This window comes from Marinobacter sp. (genome assembly GCF_040904845.1).
GTDB lineage: Bacteria > Pseudomonadota > Gammaproteobacteria > Pseudomonadales > Oleiphilaceae > Marinobacter.
On sequence record NZ_JBBDSR010000082.1, the window covers coordinates 1 to 21,776 of the forward strand.

A 21,776-nucleotide genomic window follows, 5' to 3' on the forward strand; every position below is an offset into this window, starting at 1 on the left:
ACTGCCCTGACACTGCAATAAATATGTATACTCGCTCGTTTACAGGCAGTCAGCGGGCAATGAAAATGTTTGGCAAGCCACGGGTTGAGGGCCGTCAGGGATCGTCAAAAACAGGGATGTTTTTGTCGAGCGTACATGGACGTATTCACAGCGTGTCCCGGAAGGCTGTACCCGCCCCCGGTCGCTACTCCCAAGCTCAAGATTTAACAGGCACAAACACCGGCGCCCCATCAGCTTCCACCGTAATCAGTTTCTGGCCATAGAGTCGTTCAAGCGCCTCCGGCACCAACATCCGCCCTGCCGGCCCCCAACAGGCATCACCATTGGGGTACAGTAACAACAAATGATCACACCAGCGCGCAGCCAGGTTCAGGTCGTGCAAACACATAAATACCGAGCGCCCATTCCGTGCCTGTTCTGTCAGCAACTGCAATACCGATACCTGATGGTGCAAATCCAGGTGGTTGGTAGGCTCGTCCAGCAACCAGGTGTCCGGTGCCTGGGTCAGTACCGTGGCGATGGCAACCCGTTGACGTTCTCCGCCGGAGAGGGTGTTTACAAGGCGACCGCTGAGATGGCCAACGTCCAGCTTTTCCAGCGCCTGGCGGGCAATCCGCTCATCCTCCCCGGACTCCATCTGCCAGGGCGACAACCAGGGGTGGCGGCCGATCAGCGCGGTTTCCAGAACCGTGGCCGGAAAGCCGTCCTGCCGATCCTGGAACACCAGGCCCAGTTGCTGTGAGATCTGCCGGCGTCGCAACTCGGTCAGTGCATGCTCACCCAGGCAAACAGAACCCTGGCGCGGCGACCGCAGGCCAGCGAGGGTGTGCAGCAGGGTGGTCTTACCCGCCCCATTGGGGCCGAGTACCCCCCAGACCTGGCCCGATTTCACTGTGAAATCCAGTGGCTGGCCATCGCCACGGTCGGGAATATCAATCACCAGATTTTTGGCCTGCAGCGGATTCATCAGCGGCTCCGGTACAGCAGGTAAAGGAAAGTCGGCACGCCCAGCAGAGCGGTAATCACACCCACCGGCAACTGCTCTGGCGCGATTACCACCCGCGCCAGGGTGTCCGCCAGCACCAGCAAGGTGCCACCGGCCAGGGCGCAGGCGGGCAGGATCAGGCGCTGGTCGTTACCCAGTACCAGGCGCAGCATATGTGGCACCACCAGTCCCACAAAGCCGATGCTGCCAGCCATAGTGACGGCGGTGGCGGTGAGCAGGCTGGCGAGGATGTAGATGGTCCATTCCAGCGGGCGCACAGCTACGCCCAGCGCTGCGGCCTGCATGGGGCCACGGGCCAGCACGTTCAGGCTGCGGCCCAGCGGAACCACCAGCAAACACACCAGAAACAGCAGAACCAGTGCCGGCCAGGGTGAGCGGGCATAGGACACGTCCCCCATTAACCAGTACAGCATGCCCGGCAGGCGCTGGGCCGGGCTGATGGCGAGCATCAGGGTAATCACCGCACCCCAGCCGGCGGCGACCACCACCCCGGTGAGCAACAGCCGTGACGGTGTCCAACTGCCGGTGCCGTGGGCCAGGCCGAACACCATCAGCGTGGACAGCAGAGCGCCGACAAACGCAGAGCCGGAAACGACCAGGCCGCCCAGGCCCGCCAGCATGGCCAGCAAGGCACCAACCGCGGCACCACCGGACAATCCCAGCACATAGGGGTCCGCCAGGGGATTGCGTAACAACACCTGCATCAGCGCTCCGGCCACCGCTAGCAAGCCGCCGGTGGCGAACGCCGACAGCGTGCGAGGCAGGCGCAGTTCCAGTACCAGGGTCTGCTGCAGGTTGCTGCCTTCACCAAGCATCACCGCCAGCACCTGCTCCGGCGGCACACTGACGCTGCCCGTACCCACTGACAGCATCATCGCTGCCAGGCCGGCCAGCACCAGAATCAGCAGCGGCTTGAACAGGGACCGGCTCACGAGCGCCGTCTCCAGTCAGCGCTTGGCACGGGCATCATCCAGTTTTTTACAGAACAGACGGGAACCTTCCAGCATGCGCGGGGTGGGCCGTTGCACCAGGGAGGGTGGAATAAAGTACAGGTTGTCTTTGCGGGTCGCTTCAATACCGGGGAACTCTGCCCAGCGAGTCAGCCAGTGGCGGTTCTCTTCCCCCATACCTCCGGCGAGGATGGCTTCGGGGTTGGCCCCAATCACCGCCTCGGGGCTGATCCGTGGCACCAGGCGTTCCAGGTCACCAAACACATTCACCCCGCCACAGAGTGTGATCACCTTACCGATAAGGTGATCATCGTTGACCGTCATCAGGGGTTCGTCCCAGACCTGATAGAACACCGGCACGGTGTCTGCGTCCTGATACTGCTGTGACAGTTCAGCCATGCCCTGACGAAAGCGTTCGGCTTCGGCGAAACCCGCTTCGTCAGTGCCCGCCAGAGTCGCCAGTCGCTCGATGGTATGGGACACCCCCTCAAAAGTACGGGGCTCAATCGAGAACACCGGCAGCCCCAGATCCCTCAGGGCCTCGAGTTGCTCCGGCGGATTGCCGGTGACCCAGCCAATGATCAGATCCGGCTCCAGCTGCATCAGCCGTTCCAGATCCATGCGGGTATGGCTGCCAACAGAAGTCACGTCTTTGGCTGCTTCCGGGTGATCGCTGTAGGCCACCACCGCGACCACTTTTTCTCCGGCACCGGCGGCCCACACCAACTCTGTGGCACCTGGAGACAGCGCCGCGATGCGGCTGGCCGGCTGATCAAGGCAGACCTCCGTGCCGGTATCGTCGGTGGCACACACCTCGTCGGCAAGTGTCAGCGCCGGCCACAAGGCAAGCACGGCGGCACCAATGACCGTCAATTGTCTGGAGACATTCAGCATGAGGCTGTCCGGTTATACGGGTTCTGGCAATCGTCATCGGCAGCGGCCCCCAAGGGGTAGGCCGTTGAGCCACCCTTGCGGGCGGATTCAAAGGCTTCCCGCTGCTTCGGTTCCAGTTGCTCGGCCACCCAGTCCATCAGCGGATGGTCCGGTCGGGTATGACCGCTGCCGGGCAGGCCATGGTCGATGATATTGCCGGCGAAGTCACGGGCCAGGGCACGAAGGGTGAACACGTCCGCCTCCCAGAAGCCCCGCTTGGCCGCCAGCAACGCGATGGCCTGCATATGGGTCTTGACGTGGACATTGTGCCCCTCCGCCAGGAACTCATCCAGACCCAGGCCATGACGGTCCTGAAAGTACACTTCGTTGACCTCGTCCCACATGCTGGAGCGCAGTACCTGGGGGCTGGTAATCTGCCACCCCCAGAGGTTGTCGAGGAAATCGCTGCCCATGGTGCGGGCTCCGGCATAACCATGTTCCATCAGTGGTGCCAGCCATTGCGGGTTGAGGTTGCGGGCGCGCAGCTCCACTTGCAGCGCGCGCTGCAGCGAATCGACCCGGGGGTTCTTCGGGTCGGCGTATTGCAACACCCGGTTCTGCGGCGGTTCACCGCGCAGGTGCTCCACGGCGTTGGACAGGCCGCCCTGGAAGTCGAAGCCGTCGTCATTATCCAGCAGGCCATAGAGGTGGCTGGCCCGGCCCAGATAGGTGTGGTTCACGGTATGCAACTGGCGGTCAAAGGCGTCATGGGCGGACTCGCCCTGATGACCCTTGCCGTACACATGCCCCATGCGGCGGCGGTAGGCATCGCCCAATTGTTCCCGCTCCTGCCAGGCACCGGAGCGGGTCGCCAGACGGTTGACGCCGGCACCGTAGGAGCCAGGTGCAGTGCCGAAGACTCGGTAGGCCGCCTGGGTACCGGCATCCCGGGCCGAGGCACCGGCCGCCAGCAATACCCGGGTGTCGGCCACCCAGCGGGCTGCCACGCCATTGGTTTCCAGAGTTTCGTTGCCCGGTTCGCGCATCGCCGCCGGCAACGTCGACAAGGCCTCTTCCAACGCATCCGCCAAGTCGGGATGTTCCGTTTTGATGGTGTTGGCGGCACCGGCCAGGGCGTAGCCGGACGCCAGGTCCAGCCATTCCAGCTGGCTTTCGTACAGATCACGGAACAGGCCCGAGGTGGTGAACACCACATTGCGCCGCTCCGGGGTATCGGTATCCGGCCCGGCGGGCAGGCGCTCCAGGCCCTTGACGATGCCCCGGCTGTTCCACACCGGGCGAACACCCAGCAGCTTCAGGCCAAAGGCGATCATCACGCCTTCGTCCCGCACAGTGTCCGAAGCCCAGAGCACCAGAGCGTCGCTCTCACCCTGTGTCCTGGTATTATCGGCCATGGCTTCAACCGACAGCTCTTGCGCCAGGGACCAGGCCACGCGGGTCGGGATCAGGTCATCAGACAGCGCGTGGAAGTTGCGGCCGGTGGGCAATACCGCTGGCGTACGTAGCGGGTCGTTACCCTGCCCCGGCGCCACAAACCGGCCTTCCAGCGCATTGAGAAAGCTCTGGCGCTCCGCCGCCGGCGAGGCTTTCAGGTGCTCCCGCCACTCCGCTTGGGGGGTGCCCGCCTTGCCGGCTATGGAGTCCAGCATGGTGTCGACCATATCGTCATCCCAGTCCCGACCGAACACGTGCAAGCCCAGGGGCATGAAGTGTTCCTGCATATCAGTGACGTAGTGGCCGGCCTCGTGCACGAGCAGGTCCGGCGACAGTTCGTCCACGGAGACCTCATCCACGGACAGCCCCATCTCGCCGGCGATTTCCCGCTCCAGATCCTCACCGATGTCGAGCACCCGAATTTTCTCCCTCAGCAACTCCAGGGCCCGCTCCCGGGTCGGGCTTTCGGGCTCGTTGGCGGACTCCCAGGTTTCTACCAGTTGCCGCAGCTCCAGCAGGTCATCGTAGAGTTCGGTGGCGGCCAGCGGTGGTGTCAGGTGGCTGATCATCACCGCCAGGGCCCGGCGTTTGGCCTGTATGCCCTCACCGACACCGTCGACGATGTAGGGATAAATCAATGGCAAGTCGCCACCCAGCAGGTCCGGGTAGTCATCCCCGGTCAGGCCGGCACGGCGGCGGGGCAGGAATTCCCGGGTGGAATGACGCCCGACATAGACCAACGCATCCGCCTTATAGTGGTCCCGCAGCCAGTGGTAGAAACCCACGTATTGATGGGTGGGCGGGAAGGTGAGATTGGCGTGCAGTATTTCCTCATCCACTTCCCAGCCCCGGGGCGGCTGCGGCCCAATGTAAATATTGCCGAAGCGCAGGCCCGGGAAAACCAGCCGGTCGTCCACCACCATGGACTTCCCCGGCGCCTCACCCCAGCCCTTGAGGCCGGGAATACCGGTGTTAAGCAGGGCGTCCCGGCTGGCTTTCAGTTGATCCTGATGACCGCCTTCGTTCAGGCGTCGTTGCCAGAGGGCTTCGTACTCATCCAACTGCGCGAGGGCCTGTTGGCGGTTGGGATGCTGGAGGTGTTCGATCAAGTGACGCAGGTCACGGATACCCCGGTTCAGTAAGCCCGTCGCCAGGTCCTTTTCACCCAGACCATGGGCCTGTTCCAGGCGTTCGTGCAGGTAACCCAATGGGCCGTGAGCCATTTCCTGCTGTACAACGGCTGGCAAGGTGTCCAGGTAGCGCTGGTAGGTATCGCTGTCCATGGACGCAACCTGTCCAGCCATCTCCTTCAGGGCTCTGGGATCATCCGGCAGATTTACGCCACGCTGCTGGATCAGATCGTTGAGGGCTTCCGGGCTGTCTGGCAGCGGCCCGGTATCGTAGCCCTCGGTTTTCAGCCAGTTCAGCATCTCGTATAGGGAAGCGGGCACATCGAGATTGTCCGCGCCGATGTTCTGGCGGCCCGGGGGGTGGTTGTAGTAGACGATGGCCACGCGTTTGTCGGCGTTGTCCTTTGCTTGCAGGGTTTGCCAGCGTGCAAGGCGGTCGGCCACCGCTTCCACCCGCTCCTGCACCGGTTGCGTCAGAGTCAGGGCAACACCGGTGCGCTCATCAATCACTTCCGGCTCCGCCGTGGCCAGCACCATGGGCTGGCTGACGCCCTGCAACTCCGGCATGGCCAGCTTGTAGTGCACCTTGTCCGAGGGAATACCGTCTATGGATAGCTGCCACTGGCTGGCGGTACGGGAGGCCAGTCGCAGGCCTTTGATAACGGGCACATCCAGCCGGGTCAGCGCCTCGGTGACCTGGCGTCGGCCTTCACCGCCGCCAATCGTGAAATCCTGAAGGCTGATAATACCGGACAGGGTAGCCGGCCCCGTGACCTCGTCCAGGGTTCGCACGGCCTCCAGGCTGGCACCGCCCCAGCGGGACAGGACCGCAAAGCACTGGATATCCCGCGCTTCCAGGGCCTTGCAGGTGGCATCCAGCAGTGCCCTGTCGCCCGGGCGGTCGCCGCTGTCCAGGTCTAGCAGAGTGACCACCGGGCCGGGCTTGAGATGCAGATCCGCCGGATCATCGCTGGCTTCGCCGTTGCGGTAATAGCGAACCAGCGCCCGGGGTGGCAGTTCCGGCACTTCCAGATCTTCGCCCGCCTGCACCAGCAGCCAGCGCAACAACCCGTCCAGATGCTGCGGGGTGCGACCCTGGTAGAGGGCGCGCCCTTCCAGCCAGACAGCCTGATCCGGGAACGTCTGTTCCAAACTGGCCTGATGCTCCCGGACATCCGCTCCGGGGTCCGGGGCGGTCATCAGTTGGTTGAGAGTTGCGCCATCCAGATCCGCCAGAGGCTCTTGGCCACCCAGCCGGGACAGGCGCGACAGCCGACGGTCACCGTTGATCGCCAGAATGGGCAGGCTGTCGCTCGCCACGGCCTTCGGCACCAGCCGTTGCAGGCGTCCCACCTGATCGCCGAATACCGCCGCCAGTACCAACGCGTCCGCCTCGGACACCAGCGCGCGGATTTCCCGGTCTTCCAGGGTTGCCAATTGCTCCGGGGTTCTCAGCACCACCTCGTGATCCGGATGGCCCTCAAGAAAGCGCTCGGCACCCGCCGCCATCTCCGCCGCCGACCGTTCCGACACCACGCCAACTACCGTGGCACCGAATACCGGTGTCGAAACCAGCATCGCCAGCCCCAGGAGAAGGGCAAGTGCCGGACGGCTCATGTTCCGATCTGGATAGGTATTGGTCATGCCCTTGCCTCTCCGTGACCGATCAGATGTCGTAGCGTAAGGTCAGCATCGCGGTGCGGCCGGCGGCGATGTACTTACTGCCATCGAAACGCAATGCCGTGGCGTATTCCCTGTCCAGAACGTTGTCCACCGTCAGGCTGGTGGTCCAGTGACTGTCGATCTGCCATTTAGCCCGCAGGTCCCAGGTAGTGAAGCCGGCGATACGGTCTTCATTGTCGGCATCGTCGTAGCGGTAGCCCTGCCCCTTCACGGTGGTGCCCAGGGAAACCTGGCCAAAGGCCCGGTCCAGATCCACCCGGAACTGCTTGGCGCTGCGGCGACGAATGCGGTTGTCGGTCTCCTGGTTCCGAGGGTCGATAACCGAGGCGGCCGCCTGCAGGGTCCAGGCGTCCAGTTCCAGGCCAGCGCTGAGCTCGGCACCGCGGATGCGCGCCTCGTTTACATTGAATGGCGCGAAGCGTCCATCCTTCATGGTGAAGACAATCAGGTCGTCAGCGTCGGTCTGATAAATGGCGGCGTCCCAGAACCAGTGGCTGTACTGCCCGCCAACACCCAGCTCCAGGCTGCCTGCGGTTTCCGGTTGCAGGTCCGCGTTACCGAAACCGGGGAAGTAAAGATCGTTGAAGGTGGGTGCGCGGAAGGACGTGCTGTAGCTCACCCGGGCCCGGTGATTCCGGTCCAGGTCAACGCCCATGGCCACGGCACCGGTTTCCTCGCGGCCAAAGGCCTCGTTGTCGTCCGCCCGCAGGCTCAGTTGAAAGTCGGTCGGACCAAAATTCAGTAGCGCCTGACCAAAAATGGCGGCGTTGGTACGGCTGGATTCGTCGTATTCCGTGGTGCTGTCGACCTCGTCCACCAAAAGCTCGCCCCCCACGATGTACTCGTGACGACCGATGCTGATCTGGTTCTCCCAGCGGGCACTGCGGGTCTTGGTGTCGAAGGTGCTGTCGCCGAAGGTATCGCGGTTATCGGATTCGTCGAGGGATTCCGCCAGCAGGATACGGCTGCGCCAGTAGTCGCTGATGGGCGTGTCGAGACGGAAACCGAGGGTCTGGATGGCGAAGTCGGTGTCGCCGCCCTCGAATGCGGTATTACCCTGAGCCCGCATGATGACAACGCCGGCCTCCCCGCCGGAATCAAACTGGTGAGCCACAGATGCGAGGGCGGAACTGTTACGAAAGCCCTTGTCTTCGCCGCCTTCCACGATGGCGGTGCCGTCGGTCTCCAGATGGCTCGCGCTCAGGCTGTATGTCATCCGGCCTTCGGTACCGACCGCTCCGGCGACATATTCCTGCGTGTTGAAATTGCCGCCACCGGCCTGTACCCAGCCCTCATGGCCGGTTTCGGCACTGTGGGTAAAGGCCTGGATAACGCCACCCACGGCGTCGGCACCGTACAGGTTACTGCGGGAGCCACGCACAATTTCCACCCGCTCAATCATCTGCGGCGGGAAATACTGCCACGCCGCGCTGCCGCTGGTGGCCGAGCGCAGGCGCACACCGTCCACCAGGAAAACGGTGGACTCGCTGCCGGTACCCCGGGTGTACACACTGATATTCTTGCCAAAAGAGCCGTTACTGGTTATATCCAGCCCTGGCTGGCCAACCAGCAGCTCCTCAAAAGTCTGAGGCTGCAGGCGCTCAATGGCCTCTTCATCGATCACGGTGACAGAGGAGTCGCTTTCGCCCCGGGTTTTCGGGCCCAGGGTGGCGGTGACCACAATCGGATCCAGTCTGGATTCGGAAGATTCATTGCCCATAACGGGCTGGGTTGCGATCAACAGGGTTGCCGCAGACAGTGTCACGGCCGGTAGTGCGTACTTCATCTCAACGTCCTCATACTCGTGCACGCCCGCACGAAATGGCTTAGGTAATGACGTTGGGGCAGGCAACCAGGTGGCAAGAGAGGAAGCAGGTGTCCGGGGGGAATCCAGGTCGGGAGGAATAGCCGGCACCTGCCACACAGTCGCCCACCGCAACGTCTGGCAATTCCAGGCCGGTCTCCGGGCTCATGAGCGGTCTGCTTTGGGCAAACCCGGGTGATCGCCTTCCCATGCCCCAAGGGGCACAGTGGCGCATTCGATCACCGTTGACTCAATTACCGTTGCGGGGGCAGCGCCGGCATCTGACCGGCTTCCCGTTTCACCCCTGTGTCGCTTTGCACGGGGCACCTGAAAAAGTGCGGCAAGGCTAGCAATCGGTTAACGATTGGTCAATGACATTCCGCAAGCCGCCAGTGCCCGCGCCAGCCGTTCCCACTCCGCTTCGGAACCTGGCAGCCCCAACCGCACCGCCGGGGACTGATCGAACCGACGCACCAGAATGCCCTGCGTAGCCAGCCCATCCGCCAATTCCGCCGAGCGTAGGTGCTGAACGTAACGAAACAACAGAGTGCCGCTGGAACCGTCCAGGCCATGAGCAGCCAGGAGGCACCCCAGCCGCTGACTGTCCACCGCCAATCGCTCGGCGGTCGCGGCCTGCCAGCGCTTATCCGCCAAGGCCTGACGCATCACATAACGGGCGGGACCACTGACGGTCCAGGGGCCGATCGCGTACCGCAGGCGTTCAGCCAGTGCGGGCCCGGTCAGCACCGCGCCGGCCCGCACGCCCGCGAGACCAAAGAACTTACCGAGAGAACGCAATACCACCAGCCCTTCCCGCCCGGTCGCAAACCCCAGGCTGAGCTTCGGGTAGCCGTCCACGAACGCCTCATCGACGATCAGCCAGCCACCCCGTCGCTGTAGCCGCTGATGCCAGCGCAACAGACGCTCGGGGTCAACGGTCTGCCCGGTCGGGTTGTTGGGGTTGATCCAGACCAGCACATCCAGATCGTCCAGCCAGGAGTCGTCCTCACCGCTGACCTGTGGCCAATCCAGGCTGACCACATGATGCCCGGCACAGGACCAGCTATGGCCGTGCTCCCGATAGCCCGGGCTGGGGACGCCCACACGGCACGAGGGTCGCAACCGGGGCAACGCCATGATCGCCTCCTGGCTACCAGCCACCGGCACGCAGGCAGCGTCAGCGGGAGCCCCCGCCCACTGCCGCACCTGGATTTCCAGGCCATCATCCGGCTCCGGCAACCGTTGCCAGACCTCCGTCGGCAAATCCGGCACCGGCCAGCCGTGGGGATTGATACCGGTGGACAGATCAAGCCACTGCTCTCGGGGAATGCCCCAGCACGTCACTGCCGCGTTGAGTCGTCCGCCGTGTTCCGGTGGTGTCATGCCCCGATCCCCGAAAGCAGACCCGCCAAAGCAAACAGCGCAAGCACACCGAGCCACAGCCAGACGCCCATCCAAACTAAGCGGAGAGCGCCGTCCACCGTGTCCGCGCTGGCCGCTGCCCCCTGCCCCAGCACCGGTCTCTGTTTCACGCCCGTGGCATAGGGCGCGGGACCACCCAGGGATACCTCCAAAGCCCCGGCACCGGCGGCCATCACCGGCCCGGCATTGGGGCTGTCCCACTGCGGTGCCTGAGTCTGCCAGCAACGCCAGGCCAGGCGTGTGTTACCCAGCAGGGCATAGGTCAGCGCAGTCAGTCGGGCAGGCACCCAGTTCATGACATCGTCCAACCGTGCCGCGACTCGCCCGAAATACAGATAACGTTCATTGCGATAGCCCCACATGGCATCCAGCGTATTGACCATCCGATGCAGCAATACCCCGGGAATACCCGCCACCAGAAACCAGAACAAACTGGCGAACACCGCATCCGCCCCGTTTTCCAGCATGGATTCGGTGGCGGCGGCCGCTACCCCGGAGTCGTCCAGAGCCTTGGCGTCGCGGCTGACAATACGGCCCACCTGCTCCCGCGCGTTTTCCAGGTCGCCGCTATGCAATGCCTCCGACACCGCCCGGCCATGCTCCGTCAGCCCCCGGATAGACAGAGCGAGATATAGCACCACAACTTGCAGCAGCAGGTATGCCCATTCGTTAAACGTCCACCGCAACAACTCGGCCATCATCAGAACAGGCAACACGATAATCAGTACGCCCAGCAGACCCAATGAAAGCGACAGGCCTCTATGCATGGGCGAACGATTCAGCCACCGTTCCACCACTCCCGCCAGGCGTCCGAACCCTATCAGTGGATGCCAACGGCGTGGCTCCCCGAGCCAGCGATCCAGTAGCACGGCAAGAAGGCAAACAATCACGGAAAGAATAAAAGCGTTCAAATCAGCAGTATCTCTTCAATCAGGCCACTCCCGAAGTACATGGAGCGGTTGGGCATGGCTGGCCAAAACCCTGCGGAGCCATGGATGGCGGAGCGGAGCGTACAGGGAAGTATTCACAGCGTGTTTTGGCCAGCCATGCCCAACCGCTCCTCCCCCTTAGGCAGAAGGCTTACGAAGTCAGCGAGCAGTTTAACCGAGTCACCGCCAGCCTTGACACCTTTTCGGACCGGGTAGACCATTTGCTGTTTTCACCGGCCAGGAATCTCCAATGCCCCCTCTTCCTTCATGCTGGAACCAACCAGTTCCGAAACCCGACACACAGGTTGCACGGCTGGCAGCCGAGCGCCAGCAGGTGCTGACCAAGCCGCCGGGCTCTCTCGGCCAGATGGAACAGCTCGCCATACAACTGGCAGGTCTGCAAGGAACAGAGCGGCCAACGGTAGACCCGGTGCGGATCACTGTGTTTGCCGGCGACCACGGTGTATGCGAAGAAGGCATCTCGGCGTTTCCTCAGGAAGTCACGGCGCAGATGATCGCCAACTTTGCCGGAGGCGGTGCGGCCATCAGCGTGCTGGCCAAACAGTTGAATGCTTCGCTGGAGGTGGTGAACCTGGGCACGGTAGGCGAGGTGCCGGCACTACCCGACGTCCGGGATGAACAGATCGCGTCGGCAACGGCCAATCTGGCGGTGACCAACGCAATGACTGAATCCCAGGTATGTGCCGCCCTGGCCAGGGGCGATGCGGCGGCAGAGCGGGCTGCCAGGGCCGGGTGCCGGTTGTTTATTGGCGGCGACATGGGCATAGGCAACACCACCAGTGCCGCCGCCCTGGCCTGTGCCCTGCTGAACCAGTCACCGGAGCAATTGGTTGGTCCCGGCACGGGTCTGGACACTGCGGGAATTTCCCGTAAAAGTCAGGTGGTGGGCCGGGCACTGAAACGACACGGTGATAGTACCGACCCTTTGACGGTACTGGCTTCGCTCGGCGGCTTTGAAATCGCCGGGCTGGTTGGTGCGATACTGGGCTGCGCGGCGCGGGGCATTCCGGTGCTGGTGGATGGTTATATTGTCTCTGTCGCCGCACTGATTGGCGTGCACCAGCAGCCCGCCCTGCGGGATTGGCTGCTGTTTGCCCACCGTTCAGCGGAGCCGGGGCATGCCAGGGTTCTGGCAGCCCTGGACGCCAAACCCCTGTTGGATCTTGGCATGCGTCTGGGTGAGGGCAGCGGCGCGGCGGTGGCGGTGCCCCTGTTGCGGGCCGCCTGCGCACTGCACAACAACATGGCCAGTTTTGCCGATGCCGGTGTCAGCAACAAAGACCCTCAGCCCTGAAGGACGCTAATGAACAGCAGCACGACCATTGTGGATCTGATCCGTCACGGCGAGCCCGTTGGTGGTCCTATGTTCCGGGGCAGCCAGGACGACCCCCTGAGTGAAGCGGGATGGCGGCAGATGCATGCCGCCGTGTCCGAACACGATGTATGGGACCGGATCATCACCTCTCCGCTATTGCGGTGCCGCAAATTTGCGGAGCAGTTAGCAACTGAACGGGGGCTTCCCCTGGAGCAGGACGAGCGCCTGCGGGAGATCAGTTTCGGTGACTGGGAGGGCATGACCGCAGACGCGATCCTGGCGCACGACCCGGAGGCATTAACCCGGTTCTGGAACGACCCGGTTGCCAATCCGCCGCCCGGCGGTGAGTCCATGAGCGAATTTTACGCCCGGGTCCGGGCGGCTTGGCATCACTGGTGCCAGGAGGCGGCCGGCCAACGCCTCCTGGTGGTATGCCACGGCGGCGTCATCCGCATGATCCTGGCGGAGGTAATGGGCATTCCCCTGGCGCGGTCATTCTCGGCCCTGACGGTGCCTTACGCTTGTCGCAGCCGGGTGCGCATTGATCACTCCGAGCACGGCGTGCTCAGTTGCCTGCAAAGCCACGGCACCTGACGTCCATCACCCCTATCCATCACCCCTATCCATCACCCCTTGAGCCACAACGGCAGCCCTGCGACGGTCATTACCACCCGGTCACAGCTGGCCGCGAGGGCCTGGTTCAACCAACCCAGCTCATCGCAGAACCGGCGGGTCAGCGGGTCCATGCCAATGGTGCCCAGGCCCACCTCATTGCTGACGATCGCGGCGCTGCCAGGATAGTTCCGCAACGCTGCAAGGAACGCCTCGCGCTCACGATCGAAGGCCTCCTCACCAGCAAACAACAGGTTGCTGACCCACAGGCTCATGCAGTCGATCAACAGAAAGGGCGGACTGGCCTCATCTCCGTGGCTCTCCAGAACACTGGCCAGCCGCAGCGGCGCTTCCACCAGCCCCCAGTGGCTCGGGCGGCTGTCCACATGTCGTTTTACCCGCTGCGCCATTTCCTCATCACCCACCCTGGCGGTGGCCACATAGACCACTGCACTGTCGGATTCCGAGGCCAACTGCTCGGCCAACGCGGTTTTCCCCGAGCGAATGCCTCCCATAACGAGAGTTCGAGAAACGCCCATGATTGCTCCTTCGGGATCAAAAGGTGTGTTCAAAAAATGGCCTGATGTGACGCAGTTCACATTTACTCAACATGCTACAAACTATCACGTTACCCTGGAGAAGCGTCTTTCCGGGCGACCACAACAATAATGGAAATGCCTCAACAATAAAAAACGAATTGCCGGCCAGCCGGCGATGACGACGGATGAGAGGTTCACATGGACTATAAGAAACGCCCCATGCGTACAGCGTGGGCATTTGCTGGCGCGCTACTGATCACCGGCTGTGGCGGCGACTCCGGTGGCAGCGATGACGACAACCCGGCACAGGGACCATCAACACCCTCCGAAGATTCAGCCGTTGCCTCCGAGCAAGACACCTTCCGCAAAGATTCCCCCATTGACCGCTACAGGTTCGCCAACGGCTGTTACACCCTGGAGGCCCAGGGCCGTTACCTGAGCGCCGACCCGCAATCGGGTCAGTACTCCACCACTCGCAATGCCGACCAAGCCACCGCATTCCGGATGCGCCCCACCCGCCTCGGGGCCTACCTGATGATGTCGGGCTACCAACGCAACACCGGGGAAGTGGGGCTGTTTGAGCTGCTTGGCATCAGCGACCCCGCCGGTGAATTCCTGGATGATACCGGTAATTTCATTGGTGAGATTTCCTACCTGGTGGCCGGCCTTGGCGACACCACCAACCTGATCCTGGACCCGGTGGCTCCGCTGGGGGATGCGTTGCGCGCTATTGGTGAAAGCCTGGAGTTCACCGGTGATCAGATCGGCGACACTACCGTCAATCCCACGCTTGCCATGGTCAGCGCCCCCAGCGATCTCGCAGTATGGCAACTGCAGCGGCTGGGTGATGAGCAACGCTACACTCTGGCATCCGATGTCACCGGCCTGATGCTGGCAGCCACGGATGACGGCCTTGCCCTGGTGTCTCCTTCCGTCATTGATGAATCTGGTGCCTTCGCCCTGACGGAGGCCGAGGGCTGCGACGCCTACCCGGAAGCCGAGCTGAACGCTGAGGTCGTTGACTCTAAAGGCCCGGCCATCTATCTCAAGGACGTGGACCGTTTCCGCAAGGTCAAGGGCATCGACAAGGACGACGTCTTCGGCTTTGTCGACACCCATTCCCACATCTCCGCCTATGAGTTTATCGGAGGCCGGGTCAACTACGGCGCACCGTTCCACCGCTTCGGCGTCACCCACGCCCTCCATGATTGCGAGGCCGTCCATGGCCCCTGGGGCGCGACCGGGTTTGTGGAGCTGGCCACCAGTGGTATCGGCACCCACGACACCCAGGGCTGGCCCAGCTTCAATGACTGGCCTCGCTACAACTCCCTGCAACATCACCAGAGTTATTACCGATGGATGGAACGGGCCCACTTGGCGGGCATGAAGATCCTGGTCAATCACCTGGTGCACAACGAAATTCTCTGCCGCATCAACCCCCAGAAACAGAACGACTGCGACCCCATGGAATCCATCCTGCTGCAGATCCAGCGGATGTATGAGATGCAGGACTACATCGACGCCCAGCACGGCGGACCGGGGAAAGGCTGGTTCCAGATCGTCACCAGCCCGGCCCGGGCCCGCGAGGCAATCGGCGACGGCAAGCTCGCCGTGGTGCTCGGCATTGAGATGTCCAAGGTCTTCAAGTGTGGTGAATTCCTCGGCGTGGCCGAATGTACCCGCGAGGAAATCGTGGAACGATTGGACCAGTTCTACCAGCTAGGGGTTCGCAACATTTTCCCGGTTCACAAGTTCGACAACGCCTTTGGCGGCCACCTGCCGGACCTGTCCACCGGCATTGGCATCGGCCCGATTCTCTATGGTGGCAATTTGCTGGAAACCGGCCACCCGGTGGAGTTCGAAGAATGCCCCGAAAACGTTGAATACACCGGAGGTGAGCCGAACCAGAACGCCGACTTGCAGCCCTTCGGCCTGTTCGATCAGCTGCTGTACCAGATGGACTACCTTGGCGAGCGTTTCCCGGAAACCCCGGAAGAAATGGCTGAGCTCGACCCACGCCGGGGCACGGATCAGCTTTGTAACCGTCGTGGCCTGAGTGATCTGGGGGACTTCCTGATCAAGGAACTGGTGCGCCGCAAGATGATGATCGAAACCGATCACATCAGCCGCAAGGCCGCCGCGCGGATTCTGGAAATTACCCGGCCGCTGGACTATCCGGTGATCAACAGCCATGGCGGCTGGGGCGGTACCGAAGCACTGCGGGACCGGATTGCGGCCCAGGGCGGCATTACCGCGTCCTTCGGCGGCACCCGCGAAGACTGGGTGCGCAAGCTGACCCGGGATGGCAACCGCCCGCGCCGCGACGACCTCAAGGTGGGCCCTTTTGGCGGTGCCGGTTTCGCCTCTGACGTCAACGGCATCGCACAACTGGCTTCCAACCCCGGCACTGCTGAGGACGAAGCCGGTCTCTACCCGTTCACCTCCATTGACGGGCGGGTCCGCTTCGATGTGCAGCGCACCGGCGACCGGGAGTTCAGCCTCTACGCTGGCCGCGGTGTCGCCCACTACGGCCTGTACCCGGACCAGATCGAGGACATGATCCGCAACAGCGATGCCGATTCCGAACAGATTGACGATGCCATCGATCAGCTTTTCACCTCCGCCGAGGCTTACCTGCGGATGTGGGAGCGGATTGAACGCGCACCGCTTTAAGAACAAGAACAGGGACAAAACCATGAACAGTAAAACTACGCAAAACCACGTGAGGCAGCGGCGTTCAGCCCTGATTCCCGCGCTGACAGCAACGCTCCTGCTCTCTGGCTGTTTCGGTAACAGTGGCGGTTCGTCGGATGCCACATCCGGCAACAATTCCGGCAACAACAACGATGTCGCCGGGGACCAGGTTAACCGCTTCAGCGACGGCCGCACCTTCCTCGTGGAAGCCGGCGCGGATGCCACCCACGACATGGTCAACGCGATGATCCAGCTGCGCCCCGGTGACACCCTGGAATTCGGCTGCGGCTTCATCGAACTCAACCACGGGCTGCTGATCCAGGCCACCGAAGATGTGCTGGTCAAGGGCTGCGGCAAGGACAGCACGGTGCTGTCCTTCCGCGACAGCGATAACGTCACCGGTCTGGAAGCGCTGAACGTGCGCGGCATTACCGTACAGAACCTGACCATCGCCGACTCACCGGGGGACGCTTTCAAACTCAAGGGCGTGAAATGGGGCACGCTGCTCAATGTGCGCGCCATCTGGTCCGGCGGTGGTGAACCGATTACCGCCAGCAACTACACGGATCGGCTACACGTACAGTGCACCAACCCGCCGCTGAATGAAGGCGACCCCACACCGGATTACATCCCCAGCTCCGCCAGCGGTCGCTACGGCATCTACCCGGTGGAATCGGAAAACATCCTGGTGGCCAACTCCGAATCCGTCGGTGCGTCGGACGCCGGCATTTACGTTGGTCAGACCAACACCGCCATCATCCGCAACAGCCGCGCCGTGTATAACGTCATGGGTTTCGAGATCGAAAACGTCCAGGGCGGCGAGTACGACAACAACGTCGCCGAGTGCAACACCGGTGGCTTCCTGATCTACGACCTGGAGAACATCACCCAGTACGGCGACACTTCGGTGATGCTCAACAACCTGGCGCGTAATAACAACACCTACAACTTCGCCCACAGCGGCCTGGTGTCCGCGGTACCCCGGGGTACCGGTTTCATCACCCTGGGCTATGACAACATCGAAGTGTTCAACAACACCTTCGAGGACCACAGCACCGCAGCCGTGATCTACACCAGCTATGAGCTGATCGACGGCAAGGACAAAACCTCGGACAAGAAACTGGACCCATACACCGAAGGGCTTCACATCCATAACAACGTGATGCGGAATTCCGGTTACGACCTGCCGCCACCCAACTTTGAAAAGGTGCTGTTGGAAGGCCAGGTGGAAACCGTGCTGCCCACCCTGATCGGCCTGAAAAACATCACCAACCCCGGCAAGGGCGCGCACATTGTCTGGGACGGGCTGCTGGATGAGTTGGATGAGGACTGCCCCTACCCGGTGGACGCCAATGGCGAGCCCGTGCCGGCCGATGAGAATGGCAAGCCCATTCACACCAATCAGCACCCGAACCCGTCGTGCCACTACAACGCCTACAAGTTCGACGCCAACGGCGAGCGCAAGCTGCCGCAGTGGGGCTCATGCTTCCACGATAACGATCTGGCGGCCGACAGTCAGGCCTACATGAATTTTCACGGCACTCAGGGTCTGGAACTGGTTCTGGCCGCAGCCGAACAGGACCCCAGCATTCTCTCCCTCGAGGGACTGCAATCGGTACTGGAAGGGCTGACGGGCGTGGTGGCCGACACCGACAAATCGGTTCACGACTGCCAGGCCCGCTTTGGCAAGCTACTGCCACCGCTGCCCCGGGTGACAATCCCGCCGTTCGAACCCAGCGGCGCTATCGATCCGGCTCCCAGCGAGGACTACATCAACCGCCTGTGCAGCAAGCGCGGCAAGCCGGGCAGCGTCAACCGCGATGCCCTGGAGGTAAACTGCCCGACACTGGACCAGTACAACCTGTTTGCCGATCCCCACGATCCCCGCAGCACCCCGAACGATGGCGGCGTGCCCTTCGTGCTCAACAGCAAGCTGTTCTCCGACTACGCCACCAAATACCGGGTCGCCTTCGTGCCACCGGGCACCAAAGCGGTCTATGTGGATGGCCAGGGTGGCGGCAACGTCAATGGCACTATTCACTTCCCCACCGGCACGGTGATTGCCAAGACCTTCGCCTTTACCGATGAAAGCAAGGGCACCGAGGAACTGGTGGAAACCCGCCTGCTGATCAAACGGGTCAGCGAGAGTGGCAAGGCGTTCTGGGATGGCCCCACGTATATCTGGGAGGAAGATAGCCAAGGCCGGCCGGTGGCGAAACTCGCGCTCGGAGGCGGCACCCGCGCGGTGAGCTGGCATTACCAGGATCAGGTCACCGGCGAGCTGATGGCGGGAAGCACGGACAAATACGCCATCCCCAACGCCAACCAGTGCCTCACCTGCCACAGTAACGACGACGTCGAATCCGGCAGCGCGCCCATTGGCCCGAAACCCCGCAACCTGAACCGCGCCTATGCGCCGGAATCCGCCTTCATGGGGGCCAGCGGCCAGGGCGGATTTCCCCGCGTCAATCAGCTCAAGTACTGGCAGGACCAGGGCATTCTGATCAATGTGCCGAACCTGCAGATTGACGGTCGCGGCATTGCCACCAACATTGAACGCCTGCCCCACTGGAACCTCGCCGGTGACAGCGGCGAAGCTGCCGGTTCCGACGCCGATGTGGAAGCGCGCCTGCGGGCCTACCTGGAAGTGAACTGCCAGCACTGCCACAACGATCGTGGTGCCGCGTCCAATACCGGTTACTACCTGGATCACTATCGTAACGTTGACGCCGGCTACGGCATCTGCAAGAAACCCACGGCCACCGGCGGTGGTTCCTGCAGTCGCCAGCACATTGTGGTTCCCGGAGACGCCGACAGCTCCATCGTCTCCTGCCGCGTCACGGCCAGCGCCGATCCCCAGCGGCAAATGCCACCCATCGCCCGCAGTGTCACTCACATGGAAGGCGTGGAACTGATCAATTACTGGATCAATAACGTGGTGGACAGTGACTACGCCAATGGTGATGCCTGTGGCAACGGCAGTATCCTACAATCCTTAACGCCCTGATCTTCAGGATCAGGAAGCCTGATGGTTGTCCCGCCGGGCCCTGGCAGAGCGCAGCACGGTGCCCGAGCCGACCATTAAACGCTTTGAAACCACAGGGGAGATCTCCCTGCGTCAGTTTCTTATCCTGTGGAGTTGTGTTGACGACCTGACACTCTCGCCCCTCCGCTGCCCCACTGCTATATTGCACCCTGAGCACACCAAACCCGCCGGCCTTTCAAGGAGATTTCATGCAGGCAGAGCTGATCGATATCCGTAATCACCTGGTCCAGCACGCGCCGTTCGATGAAATGCCGGAGGCCATGCTCGACAAGGTCGTCGCCAGCATTGAGATCGCCTATTTCCGTGCGGGCGCGACCATCCTCGAATTTGGCCAGCGAAATACGTCGCTGTTCTACATCCGCAGTGGCGCGGTGGAGATCTATCGTCGCTCCGGCGAGCTCTACAATCGCATCACCGAAGGCGAGATGTTTGGCCAGTTTGGCCTGCTGATGGGCAAAAGCGTGCGCTTTCCGGCCAAAGCCATTGAAGATTGCCTGGTGTACCGCGTTCCGGATCAGATCTTCCAGCACCTGTGGGAAAACGATGAAAACTTTGCTGACTTTGTCGAGATTGAAGACCGCAGCCGGCTTCGCTCCGCGCTTTCCCGACGCGAAAAATCCAATGAGCTGATGACGTCCAAAGTCACCCGGCTGATCGCGCGCGCGCCGGTCTCCGCACCCACTACCGTGCGCCTGCAGGAAGCCGCCCGAATCATGACCGAACAGGGCGTATCGGCGCTGTTGTTGATGGACGAAGACGGTGACCGGCCAGAACTCCGCGGCATCATCACCGACCGGGACCTGCGTACCCGCGCGGTCACCGAAGCCTTGCCGTCGGAAACGCCGGTCAGCGAGATCATGTCCGACTCCCTGATCACCCTGTCCTCCGATGCTCCCATCTTTGAAGCCATGCTGACGATGCTGCATAACAATGTCCATCACCTGCCTATCTTCCACCGGGATGAGCCCCGGGGCATCATCGGGCTCTCGGATATCATCCGGTACGAATCCCAGAGCAGCCTTTTCGTGGTCAGCAACATCTACCGCCAGCAAAGCGTCCGGGGCCTCAAGGCCATCAGCAAAGACGTCAAGGACAGTTTCGTCCGCATGGTCAACGAGGGCGCCAACTCGCAAATGATCGGCAGCGCCATGGCCGGTATCGGCCGCAGCTTCAGCCAGCGGCTGCTGGAGCTCGGGGAGGAAAAACTGGGCCCGCCGCCGGTGCCCTACTGCCTGCTGGCCCTGGGTTCCATGGCCCGGGACGAGCAAATGATCGTGACTGATCAGGACAACGCTATGGTGATCGATGACGCTTTCGACCCGGCCCGGCACGACGCGTACTTCCGCGAACTGGCGGCCTTCCTCAGCGATGGGCTCGCGGCCTGCGGCTACACCTACTGTACCGGCGGCATCATGGCAACCAACAGCAAGTGGCGACAGCCCCTGGCGAAGTGGAAAGATTACTTGGATCTGTGGATCCGCGAACCCCGGGCAGAAACCCTGCTGCACAGCAACATTTTCTTTGACCTGGACGGGATCCATGGCGAGCTTGCCTTCGGGGAGACCCTGAAAAGTCTGGTCGCGGAGAAAGCCAGCAAGAGTCAGCGCTTTCTCGCCATGATGGCGCGCAATGCCCTGAACCGCACGCCGCCCCTGGGGTTTTTCCGCGATTTTGTCATGGAGCAGGATGGCGAACAGAAGAACATCATCAACCTCAAGCGCCGTGGCACCGCCCCGCTGTCCGACCTGATCCGCATCCATGCCCTGGCGTGCGGCTCCAAGGCGCAGAATTCCTTCGCCCGGCTCAATGCCATTATCGAAAGCAAGATGCTGCCCGAAGGCGCCGCCGAGAACCTTCGCGATGCCCTGGAGTTCATCGCCATTGTGCGTATCCGCCACCAGGCGCTGGCCCTGGAGGCCGGACGCAAACCGGACAACAACGTGAGACCGGAGGCCCTGTCACCGTTCGAGCGCCGCAATCTCAAGGATGCGTTCCAGATTCTCAGCAATGGCCAGAAGTTTCTGCGGTTCCGGTACACGGCCCCCGCCGGCCGTGAACTGAGATAGAGGCTCGCCAATGCCTTTCTCGAATCCGACCCGAGCCGCCACCGACAGCGCCGCCGTACCCGACTGGCCGTCGCGCCTGCACCAGCTGGCCCGGGAAGCCCGTAACCCGGCGCTACGCCGTTTTTACGAAGCCGGTTGTGTCCCGCCGGAAACGCCTCTTTCGGATGTGCCACTGGTCGCCCTGGATTTCGAGACCACCGGGCTTTCGCCTGATACTCACGCCATCGTGAG

14 protein-coding genes, 1 pseudogene and 1 riboswitch are annotated in these 21,776 nt (G+C 62.4%); of the genes and pseudogenes, 6 read left to right on the forward strand and 9 right to left on the reverse strand.

From position 1 onward, the window contains the following. Nucleotides 1–196: 196 nt before the first annotated feature. The 8 genes from WD429_RS11175 to cbiB all read right to left on the reverse strand — a co-directional run bounded on the left by WD429_RS11175 (nt 197) and on the right by cbiB (nt 11,234). Nucleotides 197–967: an ABC transporter ATP-binding protein gene (locus WD429_RS11175; RefSeq protein ID WP_368422255.1), complete on the reverse strand. Its 771-nt coding sequence runs from the start codon at nt 965–967 to the stop codon at nt 197–199. Next, nucleotides 967–1,881, reverse strand: coding sequence for a FecCD family ABC transporter permease (locus tag WD429_RS11180; RefSeq protein WP_368422268.1), 915 nt, complete (start codon nt 1,879–1,881; stop codon nt 967–969). The genes WD429_RS11175 and WD429_RS11180 overlap by 1 nt, the downstream gene beginning before the upstream one ends. Before the next feature lie 72 nt (nt 1,882–1,953). Next, complete coding sequence (locus WD429_RS11185; protein ID WP_368422256.1) at nt 1,954–2,850, reverse strand: cobalamin-binding protein; 897 nt, start codon at nt 2,848–2,850, stop codon at nt 1,954–1,956. Then, nucleotides 2,844–7,058 (reverse strand): cobaltochelatase subunit CobN, encoded by a 4,215-nt coding sequence (locus WD429_RS11190; RefSeq protein WP_368422257.1) that lies wholly within the window; start codon nt 7,056–7,058, stop codon nt 2,844–2,846. Before WD429_RS11190 ends, WD429_RS11185 begins: the two co-directional genes overlap by 7 nt. 22 nt (nt 7,059–7,080) lie before the next feature. Continuing rightward, nucleotides 7,081–8,883, reverse strand: coding sequence for a TonB-dependent receptor plug domain-containing protein (locus tag WD429_RS11195; RefSeq protein WP_368422258.1), 1,803 nt, complete (start codon nt 8,881–8,883; stop codon nt 7,081–7,083). 40 nt (nt 8,884–8,923) lie between these two features. Further along, complete coding sequence (locus WD429_RS11200) at nt 8,924–9,070, reverse strand: hypothetical protein (protein WP_368422259.1); 147 nt, start codon at nt 9,068–9,070, stop codon at nt 8,924–8,926. Beyond that, a riboswitch (cobalamin riboswitch) is annotated at nt 9,034–9,247 on the reverse strand. Its footprint overlaps the gene before it by 37 nt. A gap of 11 nt (nt 9,248–9,258) precedes the next feature. Beyond that, entirely contained in the window at nt 9,259–10,284 is a 1,026-nt protein-coding gene (gene cobD / locus WD429_RS11205; protein WP_368422260.1) for a threonine-phosphate decarboxylase CobD, read from the reverse strand. Further along, nucleotides 10,281–11,234 (reverse strand): adenosylcobinamide-phosphate synthase CbiB, encoded by a 954-nt coding sequence (cbiB, locus tag WD429_RS11210; RefSeq protein WP_368422261.1) that lies wholly within the window; start codon nt 11,232–11,234, stop codon nt 10,281–10,283. Before cbiB ends, cobD begins: the two co-directional genes overlap by 4 nt. Nucleotides 11,235–11,502: 268 nt before the next feature. On the opposite strand from cbiB, the gene cobT reads away from it, so the two are divergent. Together cobT and WD429_RS11220 are read left to right on the forward strand one after the other, a co-directional pair. Further along, nucleotides 11,503–12,567, forward strand: coding sequence for a nicotinate-nucleotide--dimethylbenzimidazole phosphoribosyltransferase (cobT, locus tag WD429_RS11215; RefSeq protein ID WP_368422262.1), 1,065 nt, complete (start codon nt 11,503–11,505; stop codon nt 12,565–12,567). A 9-nt stretch (nt 12,568–12,576) separates the two neighbouring features. Next, nucleotides 12,577–13,182, forward strand: a complete 606-nt coding sequence (locus tag WD429_RS11220) for a histidine phosphatase family protein (protein ID WP_368422263.1) — start codon at nt 12,577–12,579, stop codon at nt 13,180–13,182. Nucleotides 13,183–13,214: 32 nt separating this feature from the next. On the opposite strand, the gene cobU is transcribed toward WD429_RS11220, so the two are convergent. Continuing rightward, the gene (gene cobU / locus WD429_RS11225) at nt 13,215–13,739 is read right to left on the reverse strand and encodes a bifunctional adenosylcobinamide kinase/adenosylcobinamide-phosphate guanylyltransferase (RefSeq protein ID WP_368422264.1); all 525 of its coding nucleotides are present in this window, start codon (nt 13,737–13,739) and stop codon (nt 13,215–13,217) included. Nucleotides 13,740–13,937: 198 nt separating this feature from the next. On the opposite strand from cobU, the gene WD429_RS11230 reads away from it, so the two are divergent. The 4 genes and pseudogenes from WD429_RS11230 to WD429_RS11245 all read left to right on the forward strand — a co-directional run. Then, nucleotides 13,938–16,412 carry a hypothetical protein gene (locus WD429_RS11230; protein WP_368422265.1) on the forward strand — a complete coding sequence of 825 codons (2,475 nt, stop codon included), beginning with the start codon at nt 13,938–13,940 and terminating at the stop codon, nt 16,410–16,412. A 22-nt stretch (nt 16,413–16,434) separates the two neighbouring features. After that, nucleotides 16,435–19,440 (forward strand): parallel beta-helix domain-containing protein, encoded by a 3,006-nt coding sequence (locus WD429_RS11235; protein WP_368422266.1) that lies wholly within the window; start codon nt 16,435–16,437, stop codon nt 19,438–19,440. Nucleotides 19,441–19,667: 227 nt separating this feature from the next. After that, a complete protein-coding gene (locus tag WD429_RS11240) occupies nt 19,668–21,545 on the forward strand; it encodes a putative nucleotidyltransferase substrate binding domain-containing protein (RefSeq protein WP_368422267.1) in 1,878 nt (625 codons plus the stop codon). 10 nt (nt 21,546–21,555) lie between these two features. Beyond that, nucleotides 21,556–21,776: pseudogene (locus WD429_RS11245) on the forward strand (3'-5' exonuclease); the annotation flags it as partial.

Excerpts from the sequence above, each read along its gene's own strand:
- WD429_RS11175 (WP_368422255.1), bottom strand. The coding sequence starts at position 967 with ATGAATCCGCTGCAGGCCAAAAATCTGGTGATTGATATTCCCGACCGT.
- WD429_RS11180 (WP_368422268.1), bottom strand. The coding sequence starts at position 1,881 with ATGATGCTGTCAGTGGGTACGGGCAGCGTCAGTGTGCCGCCGGAGCAG.
- WD429_RS11185 (WP_368422256.1), bottom strand. The coding sequence starts at position 2,850 with ATGCTGAATGTCTCCAGACAATTGACGGTCATTGGTGCCGCCGTGCTT.
- WD429_RS11190 (WP_368422257.1), bottom strand. The coding sequence starts at position 7,058 with ATGACCAATACCTATCCAGATCGGAACATGAGCCGTCCGGCACTTGCC.
- WD429_RS11195 (WP_368422258.1), bottom strand. The coding sequence starts at position 8,883 with ATGAAGTACGCACTACCGGCCGTGACACTGTCTGCGGCAACCCTGTTG.
- WD429_RS11200 (WP_368422259.1), bottom strand. The coding sequence starts at position 9,070 with ATGAGCCCGGAGACCGGCCTGGAATTGCCAGACGTTGCGGTGGGCGAC.
- cobD (WP_368422260.1), bottom strand. The coding sequence starts at position 10,284 with ATGACACCACCGGAACACGGCGGACGACTCAACGCGGCAGTGACGTGC.
- cobT (WP_368422262.1), top strand. The coding sequence starts at position 11,503 with ATGCCCCCTCTTCCTTCATGCTGGAACCAACCAGTTCCGAAACCCGAC.
- WD429_RS11220 (WP_368422263.1), top strand. The coding sequence starts at position 12,577 with ATGAACAGCAGCACGACCATTGTGGATCTGATCCGTCACGGCGAGCCC.
- cobU (WP_368422264.1), bottom strand. The coding sequence starts at position 13,739 with ATGGGCGTTTCTCGAACTCTCGTTATGGGAGGCATTCGCTCGGGGAAA.
- WD429_RS11230 (WP_368422265.1), top strand. The coding sequence starts at position 13,938 with ATGGACTATAAGAAACGCCCCATGCGTACAGCGTGGGCATTTGCTGGC.
- WD429_RS11235 (WP_368422266.1), top strand. The coding sequence starts at position 16,435 with ATGAACAGTAAAACTACGCAAAACCACGTGAGGCAGCGGCGTTCAGCC.
- WD429_RS11240 (WP_368422267.1), top strand. The coding sequence starts at position 19,668 with ATGCAGGCAGAGCTGATCGATATCCGTAATCACCTGGTCCAGCACGCG.